Origin of the sequence: Pseudomonas sp. D47 (genome assembly GCF_045447305.1) — a bacterium.
Taxonomy (GTDB): Bacteria; Pseudomonadota; Gammaproteobacteria; order Pseudomonadales; family Pseudomonadaceae; genus Aquipseudomonas.
Genome location: NZ_JBJGXU010000003.1, coordinates 22,685 through 39,291, shown reverse-complemented (window position 1 = coordinate 39,291; position 16,607 = coordinate 22,685). Strand labels below are relative to the sequence as shown.

Genomic DNA, 16,607 nt, shown 5'->3' with positions numbered 1-16,607 from the left:
CTCACATTCAGGTCAAACCCAGCGCAATCGTCGAAATAACCACCACTGCCCCAACGCAACGGCCACCATCATCAGGCACGCAATCACGAAGCCATACGGGCTGGCGGAGAACGGAATACCGCCCACATTTATACCCAGCAAACCGGTGAGAAAACTCATCGGCAGGAAGATCCCAGTGATGATCCCGAAGCGGTACATGGTGCGATTCATGCGCACGCTCAAGCGCCGGTCTTCGGCCTCAAGTACAAGCCCCACGCGCTCCCGAGCCAATTCGAGCTCTTCCAGGTAGCGGGTCAGGCTGTTGTGTAATTCATTCCAATAGTCGGCATCGTCGTCACAGAACCACGGCAATTTGATCCGCGTCAGCTGGGCAAAAATATCCCGCTGTGGCGCCAGGAAACGCTTGAGGCCCGCCGCTCGCCGACGGATCTGCAAAACGCTGCCATGCTCCGGAGTATACCGTTCGTCGGTATCAATTTTTTCTTCCTCAAAATCGACGATTTCGGATAAATCAGTGACCAGATCCTGCACTTTGTTGGTCAGGTACTGCGCCATATAAAGGATGAGTTCCGACGCAGTTTTTGGCCCCTTGCCGTCTGCCAGTTGCACCAGCAGCTCATCAGTGGCGCGCAGCGGGCGCAAGCGCAGAGAAATCACGCGACTGGCCGCAGCAAAGATACGCACCGAAACCATGTCTTCGGGCTCGGCGCCCGGGTTGAGGTTGACCCCACGCAAAAACAGCAGCAATTGCGCATCCGGCAGCGGCAACAGGCGCGGGCGGGTGTTTTCCTCCAGCAGCAAGTCGCAAGCGAATTCACTCAAGCCACTGGATTTGCGCAGCCAGGTCTGGGTCTGAGGATGGCTGCGATCCCAATGCAGCCACAGGCTTTCCTGGGGCTGCAGTTGCAAGTCGTCGAGCTCAGTCCGGGCAATCGAACGCGCACCGCCTTTACCGTCCAGCACCAGGGCATGCACCAGCCCCCATTGCGCGTTTTCTTCCTCGAACATCCTCACCCCTATCGGTTACTGCGGTTTATTCAGGCATTTTCAGCGGGCTTGGCGAGACGATCACGCCATTATTGTCGGCGTAGATGTACTCACCCGGACGGAAAGTCACGCCGGCAAAGGTCACTACCACGTTCAAATCACCAATACCGCGCTTGTCGGTTTTCATCGGGTGCGTCGCCAGCGCTTGCACACCCAGGTCGGTCTGGGCAATGACATCGACATCACGGATGCAACCGTAGATCACCAGCCCTTCCCAACCGTTTTTGGCGGCTTTCTCGGCGATCATGTCGCCCAGCAACGCGCGACGCAGGGAACCACCGCCATCGACCACCAGCACCTTGCCGGCGCCCGGCTGATCGGCCTGCTCCTTGACCAGGGAGTTGTCCTCGAAGCATTTGATGGTGACGATTTCGCCGCCAAAGGAGTCTCGGCCGCCGAAATTACTGAACATCGGCTCAAGCACCTGCACCAGATCGGGGTAGGCGTCGCACAAGTCGGGCGTCACGTAATGGTTCATCGAGAAACTCCTGTCGTCAAAAAAGAGGTCGAACATCCCACGGTGTACATCAGAAAAACGTGGCGCAACAGGCATTCTTTAAGGGTTCACCCGTTGGCGGCCGCCATGATCAGACTCACCTCGGCGCAACGCAATAGGCACTGCGCGACTGAATATGACCAGAAGCGTTTAACGCGTCATATCTTAGCCGCAACCACTCCCGAGTGAAACGCCCTTGGTAGAGCGCTTGTTCAAACCCCTGCAAGTACTTCGGCGTGTGCCCCGGTTAAAGGTGTCAGCGGATCTTTCAACCATCGCGCCACCATCGGCCACACCTCAGCTTGGGCGGCTTTGCTGACCAGCATCTCGACATGCCCGAAATCACCGCTAAAGCCCTGCTGGCGCCCCAGGCACAGGTATTGGCGATGCTCGGAACCGACCTGCTCAAACAACTTGCGGCACGCCCAATCCGGATCCTGCCGGTCGCCCGCCGCGCTCACCGCCAACAGCGGCACGTCGACGTCGGCCAGGCCTTTCCACCAATATTGCTTTCCATCGCCAAAGCGACCGAACAGGCCATTCCAGCGCATGGCTTCAATCATCACGCCCGCCGGCTCGTCCTCGGGACCGCGCTTAAGCCGCGTGCCCGACACTTCGCCAAAGCGTTTCAAGAGCAAACGGCTGGTCCACTCCACCGGTGGAATTTTCAACGGCCAATGGGTACGGCTGACCTGGCAGCCAAACAACGCCACCGAGGCCACTGCCGGCGCGCCAAGGTGTTGACCACCGAGGGCCGCCGCCAAGGCGGTGCCGCCCAGGGAATGCCCGATCCAATGCGGAATTTGCGCACTTTGCTCACGCACAAACGCACCAATGGCCGGTAAATCGTAACGCGCGTAGTCGGCGACACGATTTCTGGCGTAGTCCTGGTTACGCTTGGAAAGACCATGCCCGCGCATTTCCGGGATCCACACATCAAACCCCTGGCGCGCCAGGTAAGCGCCCAGGCCGATGCCTTTGGGCGAGTACCAGAAACGCCGATTGGAAAAACTGCCGTGCAACAAAATGACCGGCGTGCCCCGGTTTTCCGGGACATCGGCCAGGCCCAAACGGGTCACGGCCAACTCGACGGTGCCGTCTGGGCTGTTACCGGGTTTGAGGCGGTACACATCTTCACTCAGGTCGCCGCGACGTTCAGCACTGATCAGGGCGACGGGAAACAGGTTGCTGCTGCTTTGCATAATGCTCTTGCACAAAAAAGGGCGGCGTCCGTAAGGAGTTCCGCCCAGTACAGATAAGAATGCCGGTCACCCTTGGCGAGTGACCGGCACTTTTGACGCGTCGACCTTAGGCGGACGCTTGGCCTTCTGCGAGGAAGAACCAGGTTTCCAGTACGGAGTCGGGGTTCAGCGAGACGCTTTCGATGCCCTGCTCCATCAGCCATTTGGCCAGGTCAGGGTGGTCGGAAGGGCCTTGGCCGCAGATACCGATGTACTTGCCGGCCTTGTTACAGGCCTGGATGGCGTTGGCCAGCAGCTTCTTGACCGCAGGGTTACGCTCATCAAACAGGTGGGCGATGATTCCTGAGTCACGGTCCAGGCCCAGGGTCAGCTGGGTCAGGTCGTTGGAGCCTATGGAGAAGCCGTCGAAGAATTCCAGGAACTCCTCGGCTAGGATGGCGTTGGACGGCAGTTCGCACATCATGATTACGCGCAGGCCGTTTTCGCCACGGCTCAGGCCGTTTTCCGCCAACAGGTCGACCACCTGGCTCGCTTCGCCCAGGGTGCGTACGAACGGCACCATGATTTCGACGTTGGTCAGGCCCATTTCATTGCGCACGCGTTTGAGGGCACGGCACTCAAGCTCGAAGCAATCGCGGAAGGCTTCGCTGATGTAACGCGAGGCGCCCCGGAAGCCCAGCATCGGGTTTTCTTCTTCTGGCTCGTAAAGCTTGCCGCCGATCAGGTTAGCGTATTCGTTGGACTTAAAGTCCGACAGGCGCACGATGACCTTTTTCGGGTAGAACGCCGCCGCCAGGGTACTGATGCCTTCCACCAGTTTCTCGACGTAGAAGCCCACCGGGTCGTTGTAACCGGCGATGCGCTTGTCGACGCTTTCCTTGATGTCCGGCGGCAGGCCGTCGTAGTTCAGCAGGGCCTTGGGGTGCACGCCGATCATGCGGTTGATGATGAACTCCAGACGGGCCAGGCCCACACCAGCGTTCGGCAACTGCGCGAAATCGAAGGCACGGTCCGGGTTACCGACGTTCATCATGATCTTGAACGGCAGGTCAGGCATGGCATCGATAGAGTTTTGCTTGATGTCGAAGCCCAGTTCACCCTCAAAGATGAAACCGGTGTCGCCTTCAGCGCAGGATACCGTCACGCCCTGGCCATCTTTCAACAGCTGGGTGGCATTGCCGCAACCGACGACCGCCGGAATGCCCAGCTCACGGGCGATGATCGCCGCGTGGCACGTACGCCCGCCACGGTTGGTGACGATGGCGCTGGCGCGTTTCATCACGGGTTCCCAGTCCGGGTCGGTCATGTCGGAGACCAGCACGTCGCCTGGCTGGACTTTGTCCATTTCGGACACGTCCTTGATGATCCGCACCTTGCCGGCGCCGATGCGCTGGCCGATAGCACGGCCTTCCACCAGCACGGTGCCGGTTTCTTTCAACAAGTAACGTTCCATGACATTGGCCGAGGTACGGCTTTTCACGGTTTCAGGCCGCGCCTGCACGATGTACAGCTTGCCGTCGTCACCGTCCTTGGCCCACTCGATGTCCATCGGGCACTTGTAGTGCTTTTCGATGATCATCGCTTGTTTGGCCAATTCGCTGACTTCAGCGTCAGTCAGGCAGAAACGCGCGCGCTCGGCCTTGTCGACTTCAACGGTTTTAACCGAGCGACCGGCCTTGGCCTCGTCGCCGTAGATCATCTTGATGGCTTTGCTGCCCAGGTTGCGGCGCAGGATGGCCGGGCGGCCAGCCTCAAGGGTGTGTTTATGGACGTAGAATTCGTCCGGGTTGACCGCGCCTTGTACGACGGTTTCGCCCAGGCCGTAGGCGCCGGTGATGAATACCACGTCACGGAAGCCCGATTCGGTGTCCAGGGTGAACATCACGCCGGCGGTGCCGGTTTCCGAACGCACCATGCGCTGCACGCCGGCAGACAAAGCCACCAGTTTGTGGTCGAAACCTTGGTGTACGCGGTAGGAAATGGCGCGGTCGTTGAACAGCGAGGCAAACACTTCCTTGGCGGCGCGGATTACGTTTTCGACGCCCCGGATATTCAGGAAGGTTTCTTGCTGGCCGGCAAAAGAGGCGTCCGGCAAGTCTTCGGCTGTGGCCGAGGAGCGCACGGCGACGGCCATGTCCGGGTTACCAGCCGACAGCGTGGCGAAGGCGGTGCGGATTTCTTCGTTGAGCTTCTCGGGGAACTCGGCGTCCATGATCCATTTACGGATCTGGGCACCGGTCTTGGCCAGGGCATTGACGTCATCGACGTCCAGGGCGTCCAGCGCGGCGTGGATCTGAGCATTGAGGCCGCTCAGTTCGAGGAAATCGCGGTAAGCCTGAGCCGTGGTGGCGAAACCACCGGGCACCGAGACACCAGCGCCTGCAAGATTACTGATCATCTCGCCGAGGGATGCGTTCTTGCCCCCCACATGCTCTACATCATGGACGCCGAGCTTATCGAGGGAAACTACGTACTCTACCAAGGTGATCTCTCCACTTTCTGTGTTGGAAAAGCTCAGGACGCCGGCGGCTCAGTAGGAGCAAACGCCAGCGCTTGTGGCCTGGACCTGGAAAATAAGTGAGAATGCGGCCCACTGCGGGACGGCAAAATCGCGCCTATCATATCCAAGATTCGCCATCAGCTTAAGGCCTAGGGCTCAAATGAAACGATCTGCTTTCTTTATCTCCGACGGCACCGGCATCACAGCCGAAACATTGGGTCAGAGCCTGCTCGCACAGTTCGAAAACATTACCTTCGCCAAATTCACGCGGCCCTATATCGACAACGTGGATAAAGCGCGGGCCATGGTACAACAAATCAATCTGGCGGCTGAAAAAGACGGCTTTCGGCCGATCATTTTCGACACCATCGTCAATCAAGACATCCGTGAGATCCTTGCAACCTCCAATGGTTTCATGATCGACATTTTCTCCACGTTCCTGGCGCCGCTGGAACAGGAGCTGAGTGAACACTCCTCCTATTCCGTAGGAAAGTCCCATTCCATAGGGCACAACTCCAACTATATGGAGCGTATCGAGGCGGTGAACTTCGCCCTCGACAATGATGACGGCGCCCGCACTCACTACTACGACAAAGCCGATTTGATCCTGGTGGGCGTGTCCCGCTGCGGCAAGACGCCGACGTGCCTGTACATGGCCATGCAGTTCGGCATTCGCGCGGCCAACTACCCGCTGACCGAGGACGACATGGAACACCTGACGCTGCCGGCCGCCCTGCGCGCGCACCAGCACAAGCTGTTCGGCCTGACCATCGACCCGGACCGCCTCACCGCCATCCGTAACGAGCGCAAGCCCAACAGCCGCTATTCGAGCTACGCCCAGTGCGAGTTCGAAGTACGCGAGGTGGAAAATCTGTTCCGTCGCGAGAATATTGCGCACATCAATTCCACGCATTTTTCGGTGGAAGAGATTTCGGCGAAGATTTTGGTGGAGAAAGGCGTGGAGCGGCGCTTCAAATAAGCCAACGACTATGAATTTCCTGTGGCAAGCGGGCTGAGCAACTTATTTGTAGCCCGCGGGCTTGCCACGACAAGCCCGTTCGTCACAAAGAGCCGGCGTCTACAGGTGAAACCTGTCCCCACCCTGCCCCAACGCCGTCGCCAGCGCATCAAACCCCGCCCGCAACAACTGATCATCCCCCGACGTATTACAGATACTCGCCCGAATAAATTGCGGCACTGCCGTCTGTCCTACGGCAAACGCTTCGGCGGTGGCGATCAGGTAATTATTCTGCTTGAGCTCCGCCTCGATTTCCGACGCGCGCCAAGGCTCCGGTACTTCAATCCAGAAGTGCGGGCTATTAAGGTGAGTGCGGTATTCCAGGCCCGCCAACAGGTCCTGCACCAAGATTTTACGGCGGCTGATTTCGCTGATCTGCTGGCGTAGCAGGTACTCTGCCGTGCCGTTTTCGATCCACTGGGTCGCCAGTTCCAGGGTGACCGGCGTGGCCATCCAACAGGTCGAGCGCAAGGCCGCCGAAATGCGGCTGACCAGCGCCGGTGGCGCATGCACATAGCCCACCCGCAAGCCGGCGGACACTGCCTTGCTCAGGCTGCTGATCAAAATCGTACGCTCAGGCGCGAAATGGCTGAGGGGCGGCGGCCGGTCTTCTACCAATACGCCGTGGGCTTCATCCTCAAGAATCAGCAGGTTGTGCTCGCGGCACACTTTAACCAGGGCTTCCCGGCGCGCGACCGACAATACGGCCGTGGTCGGGTTCTGGATGGTAGGCGTGCAGTACAACGCCGACACCCGGTGATTACGACAGACTTCATCGAGCGCGCCCGGCAGCACGCCTTCGTCATCCATCTCCAGGCCGATCAGCCGCACGCCGAGCATGCGCGCTGCCGTGATCAGCCCAGGATAGGTAAGCTGCTCGGTCACCACCGTATCGCCCGCCCGCAGCAACGCCATCATCGCGCAGAGCAAGCCATGCTGGCCGCCATTGACGCAGATAACCTGCTCCGGAATCGGATGAAAATCACGCTGTACCAGCCATTGCGCCCCAGCCTCACGGTAGCGCGGCAACCCGGCATCCGGGGTGTAGGCGCTGATGTCCTGGAGGAACTTGGTATTGGTCGACAAGGTTTGGAAGCTCTGGGCCAGAAACACCGTCTCCAGCCCAGGAATATGCATGTTACGGCTCATGTCGAAGTAATGGCGTGGCTCCTCGCTGACGTTGCGAAAGCCTTCATCGCGTTGGCGCTCCATCCCACGCTTGCGCACGAATGTGCCGTCACCCACCCGCGCCACCACCAACCCCAGGCGTTCCAACTCACCGTAGGCGCGGCTGATGGTGCCAATGGTCACACCCAGATTGTCGGAAAGCACCCGGTGGGGCGGCAGTTTTCGTCCGGGTTCAATCAAGCCTTCGAGGATGCCCCGCTCCATCACATCGGACAGGCGCTTGTACTTCACGCCCTGACCGCTGGACAACCCCTCACGCATAATTGACACCATGTCAATATTTGTTTTGACAGTCATCATTCGCCCTAATAGTGTGCTTTTACGGGTTCAATCACCGAATGAAACAACTTAATACACAGTCAATATAGAGTTCAATTCCGGCTCAGGGAAGCAATAAACGATGCCAATGTCCGCCGTTCTTGAAAACACAACAAAAACAAAAACTCAGAAACAGTGGTTGGCCGGCTTGGTCACCAGCATGATGTTTCTTATCGTGTGCCTGAGTTGGGGTACCACGTGGCTGGGGATCAAGATCGCCGTCGAAAGCGTGCCACCGCTGACATCGGCGGGCCTGCGTTTCTTGATCGCCTTCCCGCTATTCCTGTGTTTTGCCCTGGTGCGACGCGAGCCGATTCTGTTCCCGAGAGAAAGCCGCTGGTTTTTCGTCTTCGTGACCCTGTCCTACTTCAGCGTTCCTTATTACCTGCTCAACTACGGCGAGATGCATGTCTCGTCCGGCCTGACTGCGCTGCTGTTCAGCTGCATGCCGGTGTTCATCCTGATCTTCTCCGCGCTGTTCCTGCGTGAGCGCATCTACTTTTCCCAGGTGGTCGGCATCGGCATCGGTTTCGGCAGCCTTTACATGATCATCAAGAGCCAGGGCCTGCACCTGGACCACGCCGAGTTCTTCGGGGTACTGGCGATTTTGACCGCCGCGATCATGCATGCCTTGTGCTATGTCATCACCAAGCAAAAAGGCAGCGCCATCAGCGTGATCACCTACAACACCCTGCCCATCGGCATTGCCGGGTTGATGCTGTTCGTGGCCGGCCTGTGGTTTGAAACGCCGACCTTCGAAAACATCACCCTGCGGTCCTGGAGCGCGTTGTTCTACCTGGGGCTGGTGGCATCGGTGGGCGGCTTTATCGTGTACTTCATGCTCCTCAAGCGCTTGAGCCCGATCATTCTGTCGTTCGTATTCATCATCTTCCCGGTGTTCGCGGTGATCATCGGCGCCTGGTACGAAGGCGTGGAAATTTCCCGCGACTTGATGCTGTACTCGGCCATCCTGCTGGCCGGTTTTGCGATCACCAAGTTGCCGGTTGAAAAACTCCTGGCCAAGAAAAATTGACCCTTTCACCCCTCACCCAGCAACGCGAGAGAAACATGGACGTCCTCCGCCCCGAAGCCCTGGAACAGATCTACGCCCACGCCAGCCGCAGCTACCCCGAGGAGTGCTGTGGTTTTGTCTTCGCCGACGGCAGCGTGTACCTGGGCAGCAATATTCAGAACGAGCTGCACCGCAAGAACCCCGAGATGTACCCGCGCAGCGCGGCCAACGGCTACACCTTTTCCGTGGCTGACACCCTACTGATGAACAAGGCGTTTCGCAGTGAGAACCCGGTGATGGTGATCTATCACTCGCACCCGGATGTGGGCGCCTATTTCAGTGACGAAGACCAGGACAAGGCACTGTTCCTGGGTGAGCCGATCTACCCCGTCAGCTATTTGGTGGTGGACGTTCGCCAGGGCCACGCCCTGGGCTCAAAGCTGTTTGCCTGGGATGGCAAGCATTTCGCTCCTCAACCCTTCAACGACCTGCACACGGAGTTGTCCATGAACGCTGTCTCTTTCCCCGATATTCTGGTTCGCGTGGCCAAGCTGCCGGAATCGACCCTTGAGAGCACCGGATCGACATTGCGCGAAGTCATTGAAAACCTCTGCAGCAGCCACCCACAGTTACGTGCCCATCTGTTTCACGAGAAGAACAACCAGCTTAAGGAACACTTCCTGTTCACTGCCGAGGAAGAACTGATCGGCGCCGACGAGCCCTTGCCGGCAAAGGCCAAAATCGAAGTGCTGCTCGCCACCTCCGGCGGCATGGACGTCGAGGGCTTAAGCAATGAAACGGCGCTTAGCAACGAAGCCGCCCTTAGCAACGAAGAGGTACAACGCTACGTACGCCACATCACCCTGCCAGGTGTTGGCCGCGAAGGTCAGTTGAACCTGAAAAAAGCCAAGGTATTGATCATCGGCACCGGCGGCCTGGGCTCGCCCATCAGCTTGTACCTGGCGGCGGCCGGCATCGGCACCCTGGGCCTGGTGGACTTTGATGTGGTGGAAAGCAGCAACCTGCAACGCCAGATCGTCCACGGCAACAGCACCCTGGGCATGCCCAAGGTCGAGTCCGCCAAGCAGCGCCTGCAAGACCTCAACCCGCACATCCAGATCAACGCGCACAACACCGCGCTCAATGCCGACAACGCCCTGGAATTGGTCGGCGCCTACGATCTGGTGATCGACGGCACCGACAATTTCGACACCCGTTATCGGGTCAACGACGCCTGCGTACAACTCGGCAAGCCCTTGGTATACGGCGCCATCTACCGCTTCGACGGGCAGATCAGCGTGCTCAACTATAAAGGTGGGCCGTGCTACCGCTGCCTGTTCCCATCAGCGCCGCCGGCCGAACTGGCGCCCAACTGCAGCGCCGGTGGCGTGATCGGCGTATTGCCGGGCGTGGTCGGGATGATCCAGGCCACCGAAGCCATCAAGTTGCTGATCGGTATTGGCGAGCCGTTGTCCGGTCGGCTGATGCGCTTTGATGCACTGGCGATGAAGTTCAGCGAAGTGCGCTTCAAGCGCCGTGCCGACTGCCCGTGCTGCTCGGAGCTGCGCCACAGCGAAACCGTGGCGCCAGCGGTCTGCGCCGATGCCATCCCGAGCCAACCTACCCTGGCCGAAGAACGCTACATCAAGCCCCGCGTGCTCAAGCAAGTGCTCGACCACCACCGCAGCGCCGACGTGTTGCTGGATGTGCGCGATGCCAGCGAACTGGAAGTGTGCAAATTGCCGGGCGTGGTGCATATCCCCCTGGCCGAACTGGATGGGCAACTCGACAGCCTCAGCCGCGACAACACCCACTACCTGATCTGCTACGCCGGCACCCGTGCCGAGCAAGCCGCAAGTACCTTACTGGCCGCCGGTTTTGCCAACACCAAGGTCCTGCAGGGTGGCATGAAACATTGGGTTCGCGACGTCGAACCCGACATGCCGTTGTACTGAGCCGAGGGCTGACCGATGTTGCATAACTCCATTCTCGACGTCATCGGCCATACGCCGATTGTGCGTCTGGCGCAGTTTTCCGAAGACCTCGGCATCGAGGTCTACGCCAAGCTGGAATCCCTCAACCCCGGAGGCAGCCACAAGGCGCGCATCGCTCTGGGCATGATCCTCGACGCCGAGCGCCGGGGCGTGTTGATGCGTGATTCCGGGCAAACCATCATCGAACCCAGCGGTGGCAACACCGGTATCGGCCTAGTGATGGCCGGTAACGTACTGGGCTACAAAGTGGTACTGGTGATCCCCGACAACTACAGCCCCGAAAAGCAGAAACTGCTGCGCCTGTACGGCGCCAAGGTGGTGCTGTCGGACAGCCGCCTGGGGAACAACTCCCACGGCGAAAAGTGCATGGAACTGCAGCTGGAAAACCCCAGCTACGTGATGCTCAACCAGCAACGCAACCGCGCCAACCCGCAAACCCACCGCGACACCACCGCACCGGAGATCCTCAGCGCCTTCGGTGAGCGGCGCGTGGACTACTTCGTCAGCGGCATCGGCACCGGCGGCCACATCACCGGGATAGGCGAAACCCTAAAGGCCGCCTGGCCGGCCATGCGCGTCATGGGCGTGGAGCCAGAGGAGTGCGACCTGCTGAAAGACCAGCACGCGCCGCACCATATCCAGGGCCTGTCGATTGGCTTGATCCCGAGCATTCTCAACGTGAACGTGATCGACGGCATGCTCAAGGTCTCGCGCCAGGCGTGCATCGACATGATGAAACGCATCATGCGTACCGACGCCATCAGCCTGGGCTTGTCCTCGGCCGCCAACATGGTCGCCATCGCCCAACTCGCCCCCGAACTGCCGCCCGAAACGGTGGTGTTGACCATGGTCTATGACAATGCTGACAGCTACCTGCCCAGTTTCGAATAACCGGTTTCCCAACCATCCAGAATGCGGGGGTGCCTCCATGGGAGGCTTTATCGACATGCAACAGCTGCACGATGAGTTGCTCACCCACCTCATCAAGACCCTGACGCCGGCGCAGATGAAGCAGTTGGAACCGCACTTGGCGCCGCTGATCCAGAACGCCGCCCAAGCGGTGGCTGAAGACTTGATCGCCTACGCCTATCGCGACCCGGCATCACGCGGGCGCGGCGAGTTGATCCTGGAATCCTACGCCTCGTTCAAGGCGGTGCTGTTTTACCGCCTCGCGCACTTAGTGTGGAATTTTCCTGGCCAGACCAACGGCATGTTTTCGCGCATCGCCCTCAAGCTCAGCAACCAGGGCAAAATCCATTCCGGCGCCGAGATTCACCCCGCAGCGCGTATCGGCCGGCGCTTTGTGCTGGACCATGGCTACGGCACGGTGATCGGCGAAACCTGCGAGATCGGCAACGACTGCTACATCCTCTGCGGCGTCACCCTCGGCGCCCGGGGCATTGCCAACAACCCGGACGGCAAACGCCACCCTCGCTTGGGCAACAATGTCGAAGTCGGCTCCGGCGCCCGGGTGCTGGGGTATGTGCTGATCGGCGACAACGTCTTTATCAGCCCCTCGTGTGTCATCACCCAGGACGTGCCGGCCGGCACCAAGGTCAAGGTGGTCAACCAGGTCCAACTGCAGAAAAACGCCGAAACCGACCACAGCAACTACCTCGGCGCCTTCGCCCTGGATGAGCGTTTGCACGTAGTCGGCGAAGTCAGCGCCAGCCACAAGGTCACGGTGCTGGACGCCGACTTTCACCCTTTGAAGGGGCTGATGCTCGAACCCACAGTGAAAGAGCGCCACCACCTGCAATTTCGCCTGTGTCGCCTCGACATCGGCGAACAACTGCCACGCCTGCCGCTGAACCTGAAAGTCTGCGGGCCGGAATTTGAAATCACCCTGCTCTCCCCCCCTGGCTTGAGCGCGATGGTGCGCCACCTGCTGCAAGCCAGCCCACTGATTGTCGGAGGTTGAACATGTCCGTGCACACCATGGAAACCCTGGCGCTGTTCGACAGCGCGCCCTACCAGAACGCCTTCAGCGCCCGGGTGATTGCCATCAGCGAACACGGCATCGCCCTAGAGCACACGCTGTTTTACCCCACCGGCGGCGGCCAGCCGGGAGACACCGGCTACCTCACCCTGGCCGATGGCACGCGTGTCGAGGTGGTCGGCACCGTGCGCGACCCGGTGCTGCGCTCAATCATCTGGCATCAGGTGGAACATTGCCCTGAGCAGTTGACCGCCGGGGTGCAGGTGGATGCGAGCCTGGACTGGGAGCGCCGCTACCAGCACATGAAGATGCACACCTGCCTGCACTTGCTGTGCTCGATCATTGATGCGCCCGTCACCGGCTGCAGCATCAGCGCGGACAAGGGTCGACTGGATTTCGACCTACCGGAAATGACCCTCGACAAAGACAGCATCACCCGCGACCTCAATGCATTGATCGAACAGGCCCACGCAGTAAAAACGCTGTCGATGCCGGCCTCGGAGTATTCAACCCTGTTGCAGATCACGCGCACCCAGGCAGTTGCACCGCCGGTGATCCAAGGCTCGGTACGGGTGATCGACATTACCGGGATTGATATCCAACCCTGCGGCGGCACCCATGTGATCAATACCGAGGAAATCGGCCGAGTGTTCTGCGAGAAGATCGAGAAGAAGAGCAAACACAACCGCCGGGTGATTCTGCGGTTTGAGTGAAAGCTTGATGCCAGCACGCTCAAGCATGGGGAGGGTGCCCCATGCTGGCTGATGCGATGCCAAGCCCTACTACTTCTGCTCGCTGATTTTCTTACTCAACGCCTTGATCTGCTCTTGGAGCTGCGAAACCACTGCTTTGAACTGAACGTCCATCTGATCAAGCCCGGCCTGAAGCTGTGCGTTCTCCTGCATGAGTTCTTCAATACCGCGAGGAGCAGACGCTTCTGGCTCATTGCTCGGGGCCTGCGTTTCGTCAGTCGCGGGGGCCGCTGCGTCATCAGTCGCGGGCGACGGTGCGTCATCAGGCGTGGCCGCCAGTGGTTGGGGTGAAGAATCAGCCTCAACGGTATCCTGCGGCCCAGAAGGTGGCGGGGTTTGAGCAGTGCCAAGCGTATCGATGCGTTGAGTCAACGTCTGAATTTGCTCTTGCAGTTGTTGAATCGCCGTCTTGAGTTCCCCAAACAAACTTAAAATGTCCTTGCGAAACTCTTTGATCTCACGGTTCAACTCTTCAAGGCTCTGACCCTGGCCAGGCTCAGTACCTGATGCGTCTTGCGTGGACGGCAAATCGTTTGATGGCGCAACGCCCTGTTCACCTGCGGAACGGTTCTGCAGCGTGCCGCCAGGCTCATTTGAGGTGCCCTGAGTGGCTTTGTCTGGCGTATTGAGTTGCTGAGTCAGGTCGACGACTTGCTTTTGAAGGTTCTGGATCTGCGGCCTGACCTCGGCGGAAAACCCCTGGAGCTTGGCACGAAGCTCGTTATTTTTTTGAGTCAGCGCTGCTAACTGGCCTGCTGAACCTGCGCCCTGTGACTGCTGCGAGTGAACGATTCTGTTGCGACTCGAAAACGGACCACGCTGTTCGGGCGTCATTGGGGCACGGGGAGGTGCCGAACCGGCCGGGGTGCCGTACTGTCCAGATGCGTTGGCGCTGTCTTGGTAGCGGATGGGCGCCGGGGTTTTTTGCGGTTCTTCATAGCCAACGGTGTAGGGGGCTGGCCGAGTGTTTACGCTAGTCATAGTTACCTTCCCAGATTCAGGTATTGAATTCGCAATTGCCGATTACCAGAGGCCTGCAGTTGCAAGCCATCTGCTTACCTGATTGGCATATATCTGAAAGAGGGTTCCGAGGCTGTAGGAAGTGTGAGTAGCTATTTGTTTCATAGGCAAAAAAACGACTATGTCTGGCGGCTTGCGTAACGGGCGCGCAGCTGAAGCACCCACGCCTTAGACGCAGTTCGTACAGGGAACTGACAGCAAATTTATGTGCTTGTAACATTCAGAAACGTACAATCCCGCCAGCAACGCCGCGTTGCCCCTGACTCACGAAAACAGCGCCCGTCCTTCTCGGTGGGGCATTCGTGCGGCAGCTAAGCTCACTCCCCACCACGCCCCTGAACCTGAACGCTGCAGGACTGACTGCCTATGAACAGAGTGTTCCGTCACTATTTACCGGCGTCCACGCTGCGCTTGCTGCCCAACCGCTGGGACTTGGTCGCCCTGCCCCTGGTGATCGGCTTTCTACTGTTTTTTTCCATCACCGCCCGCGAGACCTGGGCGCCTATCGCCACCTTGCAAAGTGAAGTCATTTCCCTCGACCCGGCCAACCTGCCGGAGTACGCGATGCGCACCACGTTGCGCATGCTCGCGGCGATGGTCGCGGCGCTGATCTTTACGCTGTTGTACGGCACCCTGGCGGCCAAAAGCCGGCGCGCCGAGAAACTGCTGGTGCCGGTGCTCGACATCCTGCAATCGGTGCCGGTGCTGGGTTACATCTCCTTTACTGTGACGTTTTTCCTGCTGCTGTTTCCCGGGCGTGTATTGGGCGCCGAGTTCGCGGCGATCTTTGCGATTTTTACCAGCCAGGCCTGGAACATGACGTTCAGCTTCTACCAGTCGCTGCGCATGCTGCCCCATGACCTGGTGGAAGTGTCGACCAACCTGCGCCTCTCCGGTTGGCAAAAGTTCTGGAAGCTCGACGTGCCGTTCGCCATGCCTGGGCTGGTGTGGAACATGATGATGAGCATGTCCGGCGGCTGGTTTTTTGTGGTCGCCTCCGAAGCCATCACCGTCGGCGACAAGACCATCACCTTGCCGGGCGTGGGTTCGTACCTGGCCCTGGCGATTGCCCAGAAAGACCTGCACGCCGTGGGGTATGTGATTCTGGCGATGGTGGTGGTGATCCTGCTGTACGACCAGTTCCTGTTTCGCCCCTTGGTGGCCTGGGCGGACAAATTCCGCATGGAAAACACCGCCTCCCAGGGCGCCGCGCCGCAGTCTTGGGTGCTGAACCTGATCCAACGCACGCGCGTAGTCCAGCGCATCCTGCGCCCGATCACGCGCACCATCAGCCGCCTCGGCAACAAACGCTTCAGCCTCGCGGGCGGTGCACTCAAGGCGCTGCCGGCGCAAACACCGGCAACCTCGAAAGTGATCGATTGGGTGTGGGGCACACTGATTGCGCTGATGGCCGCCTATGCGCTGTACCACATCGTGCTGTACGTCGGCACCGAGGTGACCTTCGCCGAGGTCGGCCATGTGTTTGTACTGGGCTTGATCACGCTGCTGCGGGTCACCGGGTTGATCCTGATCGCTTCGCTGATCTGGGTGCCTTTGGGTGTAATGATCGGTTTGCGCCCAAGCCTTGCGGAAAAAATCCAGCCGCTGGCGCAGTTCCTTGCCGCGTTCCCGGCGAACCTGCTGTTCCCGGTGTTCGTCATCGTGATCCTGCACTACAAGCTCAACCCCGACATCTGGCTGAGCCCGCTGATCGTGCTGGGCACCCAGTGGTACATCCTGTTCAACGTGATCGCCGGGGCCAGCGCGTTCCCGAATGACTTCAAGGAAGCCGCCGCCAACTTCCGCATTCGCGGCTGGCTGTGGTGGCGCAAGGTGATGCTGCCGGGGATCTTCCCCTACTACGTCACCGGTGCCATTACCGCCTCGGGCGGCGCGTGGAACGCCAGTATCGTTTCCGAGTACGTGTCTTGGGGCCAGGACAACGTGGTCGCCCACGGGTTGGGTGCCTACATCGCACAGACCACCGCCGCCGGCGACTTCCCCAAGATCGCCTTGGGCGTGGTGGTGATGTCGATCTTCGTGGTGGCCTTCAACCGCGCCGTGTGGCGGCCGATGTACGCCTTGGCTGAAAACAAACTTCGTCTGAATTGATGGGATTCG

At 59.4% G+C, this 16,607-nt stretch carries 13 protein-coding genes; 7 read left to right on the top strand and 6 right to left on the bottom strand.

The features are described 5' to 3' along the window. Positions 1 to 12: 12 nt before the first annotated feature. The 4 genes from ACI77I_RS04045 to ppsA form a co-directional block, all read right to left on the bottom strand. Positions 13 to 1,008 (bottom strand): zinc transporter ZntB, encoded by a 996-nt coding sequence (locus tag ACI77I_RS04045; protein ID WP_094949565.1) that lies wholly within the window; start codon positions 1,006 to 1,008, stop codon positions 13 to 15. Between the two features lie 25 nt (positions 1,009 to 1,033). Continuing rightward, the gene (rraA, locus tag ACI77I_RS04040) at positions 1,034 to 1,525 is read right to left on the bottom strand and encodes a ribonuclease E activity regulator RraA (protein ID WP_094949564.1); all 492 of its coding nucleotides are present in this window, start codon (positions 1,523 to 1,525) and stop codon (positions 1,034 to 1,036) included. Between the two features lie 230 nt (positions 1,526 to 1,755). Next, entirely contained in the window at positions 1,756 to 2,745 is a 990-nt protein-coding gene (locus tag ACI77I_RS04035) for an alpha/beta fold hydrolase (RefSeq protein WP_406996999.1), read from the bottom strand. A 106-nt stretch (positions 2,746 to 2,851) separates the two neighbouring features. Further along, entirely contained in the window at positions 2,852 to 5,227 is a 2,376-nt protein-coding gene (gene ppsA, locus ACI77I_RS04030) for a phosphoenolpyruvate synthase (protein ID WP_094949562.1), read from the bottom strand. 178 nt (positions 5,228 to 5,405) lie between these two features. Here ppsA and ACI77I_RS04025 point away from each other — a divergent pair, with 178 nt between their 5' ends. Further along, on the top strand, positions 5,406 to 6,224 hold the full coding sequence (locus ACI77I_RS04025) for a pyruvate, water dikinase regulatory protein (RefSeq protein ID WP_094949561.1): 819 nt from the start codon (positions 5,406 to 5,408) through the stop codon (positions 6,222 to 6,224). 99 nt (positions 6,225 to 6,323) lie between these two features. Here the strand turns inward: ACI77I_RS04025 and ACI77I_RS04020 are convergent, their stop codons facing one another. After that, positions 6,324 to 7,748, bottom strand: coding sequence for a PLP-dependent aminotransferase family protein (locus tag ACI77I_RS04020; protein WP_094949634.1), 1,425 nt, complete (start codon positions 7,746 to 7,748; stop codon positions 6,324 to 6,326). Positions 7,749 to 7,908: 160 nt separating this feature from the next. Between ACI77I_RS04020 and ACI77I_RS04015 the strand changes: the two genes are divergently transcribed. The 5 genes from ACI77I_RS04015 to ACI77I_RS03995 are packed head-to-tail and all read left to right on the top strand — an operon-like array spanning position 7,909 to position 13,427. Then, positions 7,909 to 8,802, top strand: a complete 894-nt coding sequence (locus tag ACI77I_RS04015) for a DMT family transporter (RefSeq protein WP_176462902.1) — start codon at positions 7,909 to 7,911, stop codon at positions 8,800 to 8,802. Between the two features lie 35 nt (positions 8,803 to 8,837). Next, on the top strand, positions 8,838 to 10,736 hold the full coding sequence (gene moeB / locus ACI77I_RS04010) for a molybdopterin-synthase adenylyltransferase MoeB (RefSeq protein ID WP_094949559.1): 1,899 nt from the start codon (positions 8,838 to 8,840) through the stop codon (positions 10,734 to 10,736). A gap of 15 nt (positions 10,737 to 10,751) precedes the next feature. Then, on the top strand, positions 10,752 to 11,666 hold the full coding sequence (locus ACI77I_RS04005) for a PLP-dependent cysteine synthase family protein (protein ID WP_094949558.1): 915 nt from the start codon (positions 10,752 to 10,754) through the stop codon (positions 11,664 to 11,666). A gap of 37 nt (positions 11,667 to 11,703) precedes the next feature. Next, entirely contained in the window at positions 11,704 to 12,696 is a 993-nt protein-coding gene (locus ACI77I_RS04000; protein WP_406996998.1) for a serine O-acetyltransferase, read from the top strand. A gap of 2 nt (positions 12,697 to 12,698) precedes the next feature. Then, a complete protein-coding gene (locus ACI77I_RS03995) occupies positions 12,699 to 13,427 on the top strand; it encodes an alanyl-tRNA editing protein (protein WP_094949556.1) in 729 nt (242 codons plus the stop codon). 69 nt (positions 13,428 to 13,496) lie between these two features. Here ACI77I_RS03995 and ACI77I_RS03990 read toward each other — a convergent pair whose 3' ends face one another. Next, a complete protein-coding gene (locus ACI77I_RS03990; protein ID WP_406996997.1) occupies positions 13,497 to 14,447 on the bottom strand; it encodes a hypothetical protein in 951 nt (316 codons plus the stop codon). Between the two features lie 405 nt (positions 14,448 to 14,852). On the opposite strand from ACI77I_RS03990, the gene ACI77I_RS03985 reads away from it, so the two are divergent. Continuing rightward, entirely contained in the window at positions 14,853 to 16,598 is a 1,746-nt protein-coding gene (locus ACI77I_RS03985; RefSeq protein WP_406996996.1) for an ABC transporter permease, read from the top strand. Positions 16,599 to 16,607: the final 9 nt, after the last annotated feature.

What these genes read in the sequence shown, in the direction of transcription:
- ACI77I_RS04045 (WP_094949565.1), bottom strand. Translation starts at nt 1,008, where the DNA reads ATGTTCGAGGAAGAAAACGCGCAATGGGGGCTGGTGCATGCCCTGGTG.
- rraA (WP_094949564.1), bottom strand. Translation starts at nt 1,525, where the DNA reads ATGAACCATTACGTGACGCCCGACTTGTGCGACGCCTACCCCGATCTG.
- ACI77I_RS04035 (WP_406996999.1), bottom strand. Translation starts at nt 2,745, where the DNA reads ATGCAAAGCAGCAGCAACCTGTTTCCCGTCGCCCTGATCAGTGCTGAA.
- ACI77I_RS04025 (WP_094949561.1), top strand. Translation starts at nt 5,406, where the DNA reads ATGAAACGATCTGCTTTCTTTATCTCCGACGGCACCGGCATCACAGCC.
- ACI77I_RS04020 (WP_094949634.1), bottom strand. Translation starts at nt 7,748, where the DNA reads ATGACTGTCAAAACAAATATTGACATGGTGTCAATTATGCGTGAGGGG.
- moeB (WP_094949559.1), top strand. Translation starts at nt 8,838, where the DNA reads ATGGACGTCCTCCGCCCCGAAGCCCTGGAACAGATCTACGCCCACGCC.
- ACI77I_RS04005 (WP_094949558.1), top strand. Translation starts at nt 10,752, where the DNA reads ATGTTGCATAACTCCATTCTCGACGTCATCGGCCATACGCCGATTGTG.
- ACI77I_RS04000 (WP_406996998.1), top strand. Translation starts at nt 11,704, where the DNA reads ATGGGAGGCTTTATCGACATGCAACAGCTGCACGATGAGTTGCTCACC.
- ACI77I_RS03995 (WP_094949556.1), top strand. Translation starts at nt 12,699, where the DNA reads ATGTCCGTGCACACCATGGAAACCCTGGCGCTGTTCGACAGCGCGCCC.
- ACI77I_RS03990 (WP_406996997.1), bottom strand. Translation starts at nt 14,447, where the DNA reads ATGACTAGCGTAAACACTCGGCCAGCCCCCTACACCGTTGGCTATGAA.
- ACI77I_RS03985 (WP_406996996.1), top strand. Translation starts at nt 14,853, where the DNA reads ATGAACAGAGTGTTCCGTCACTATTTACCGGCGTCCACGCTGCGCTTG.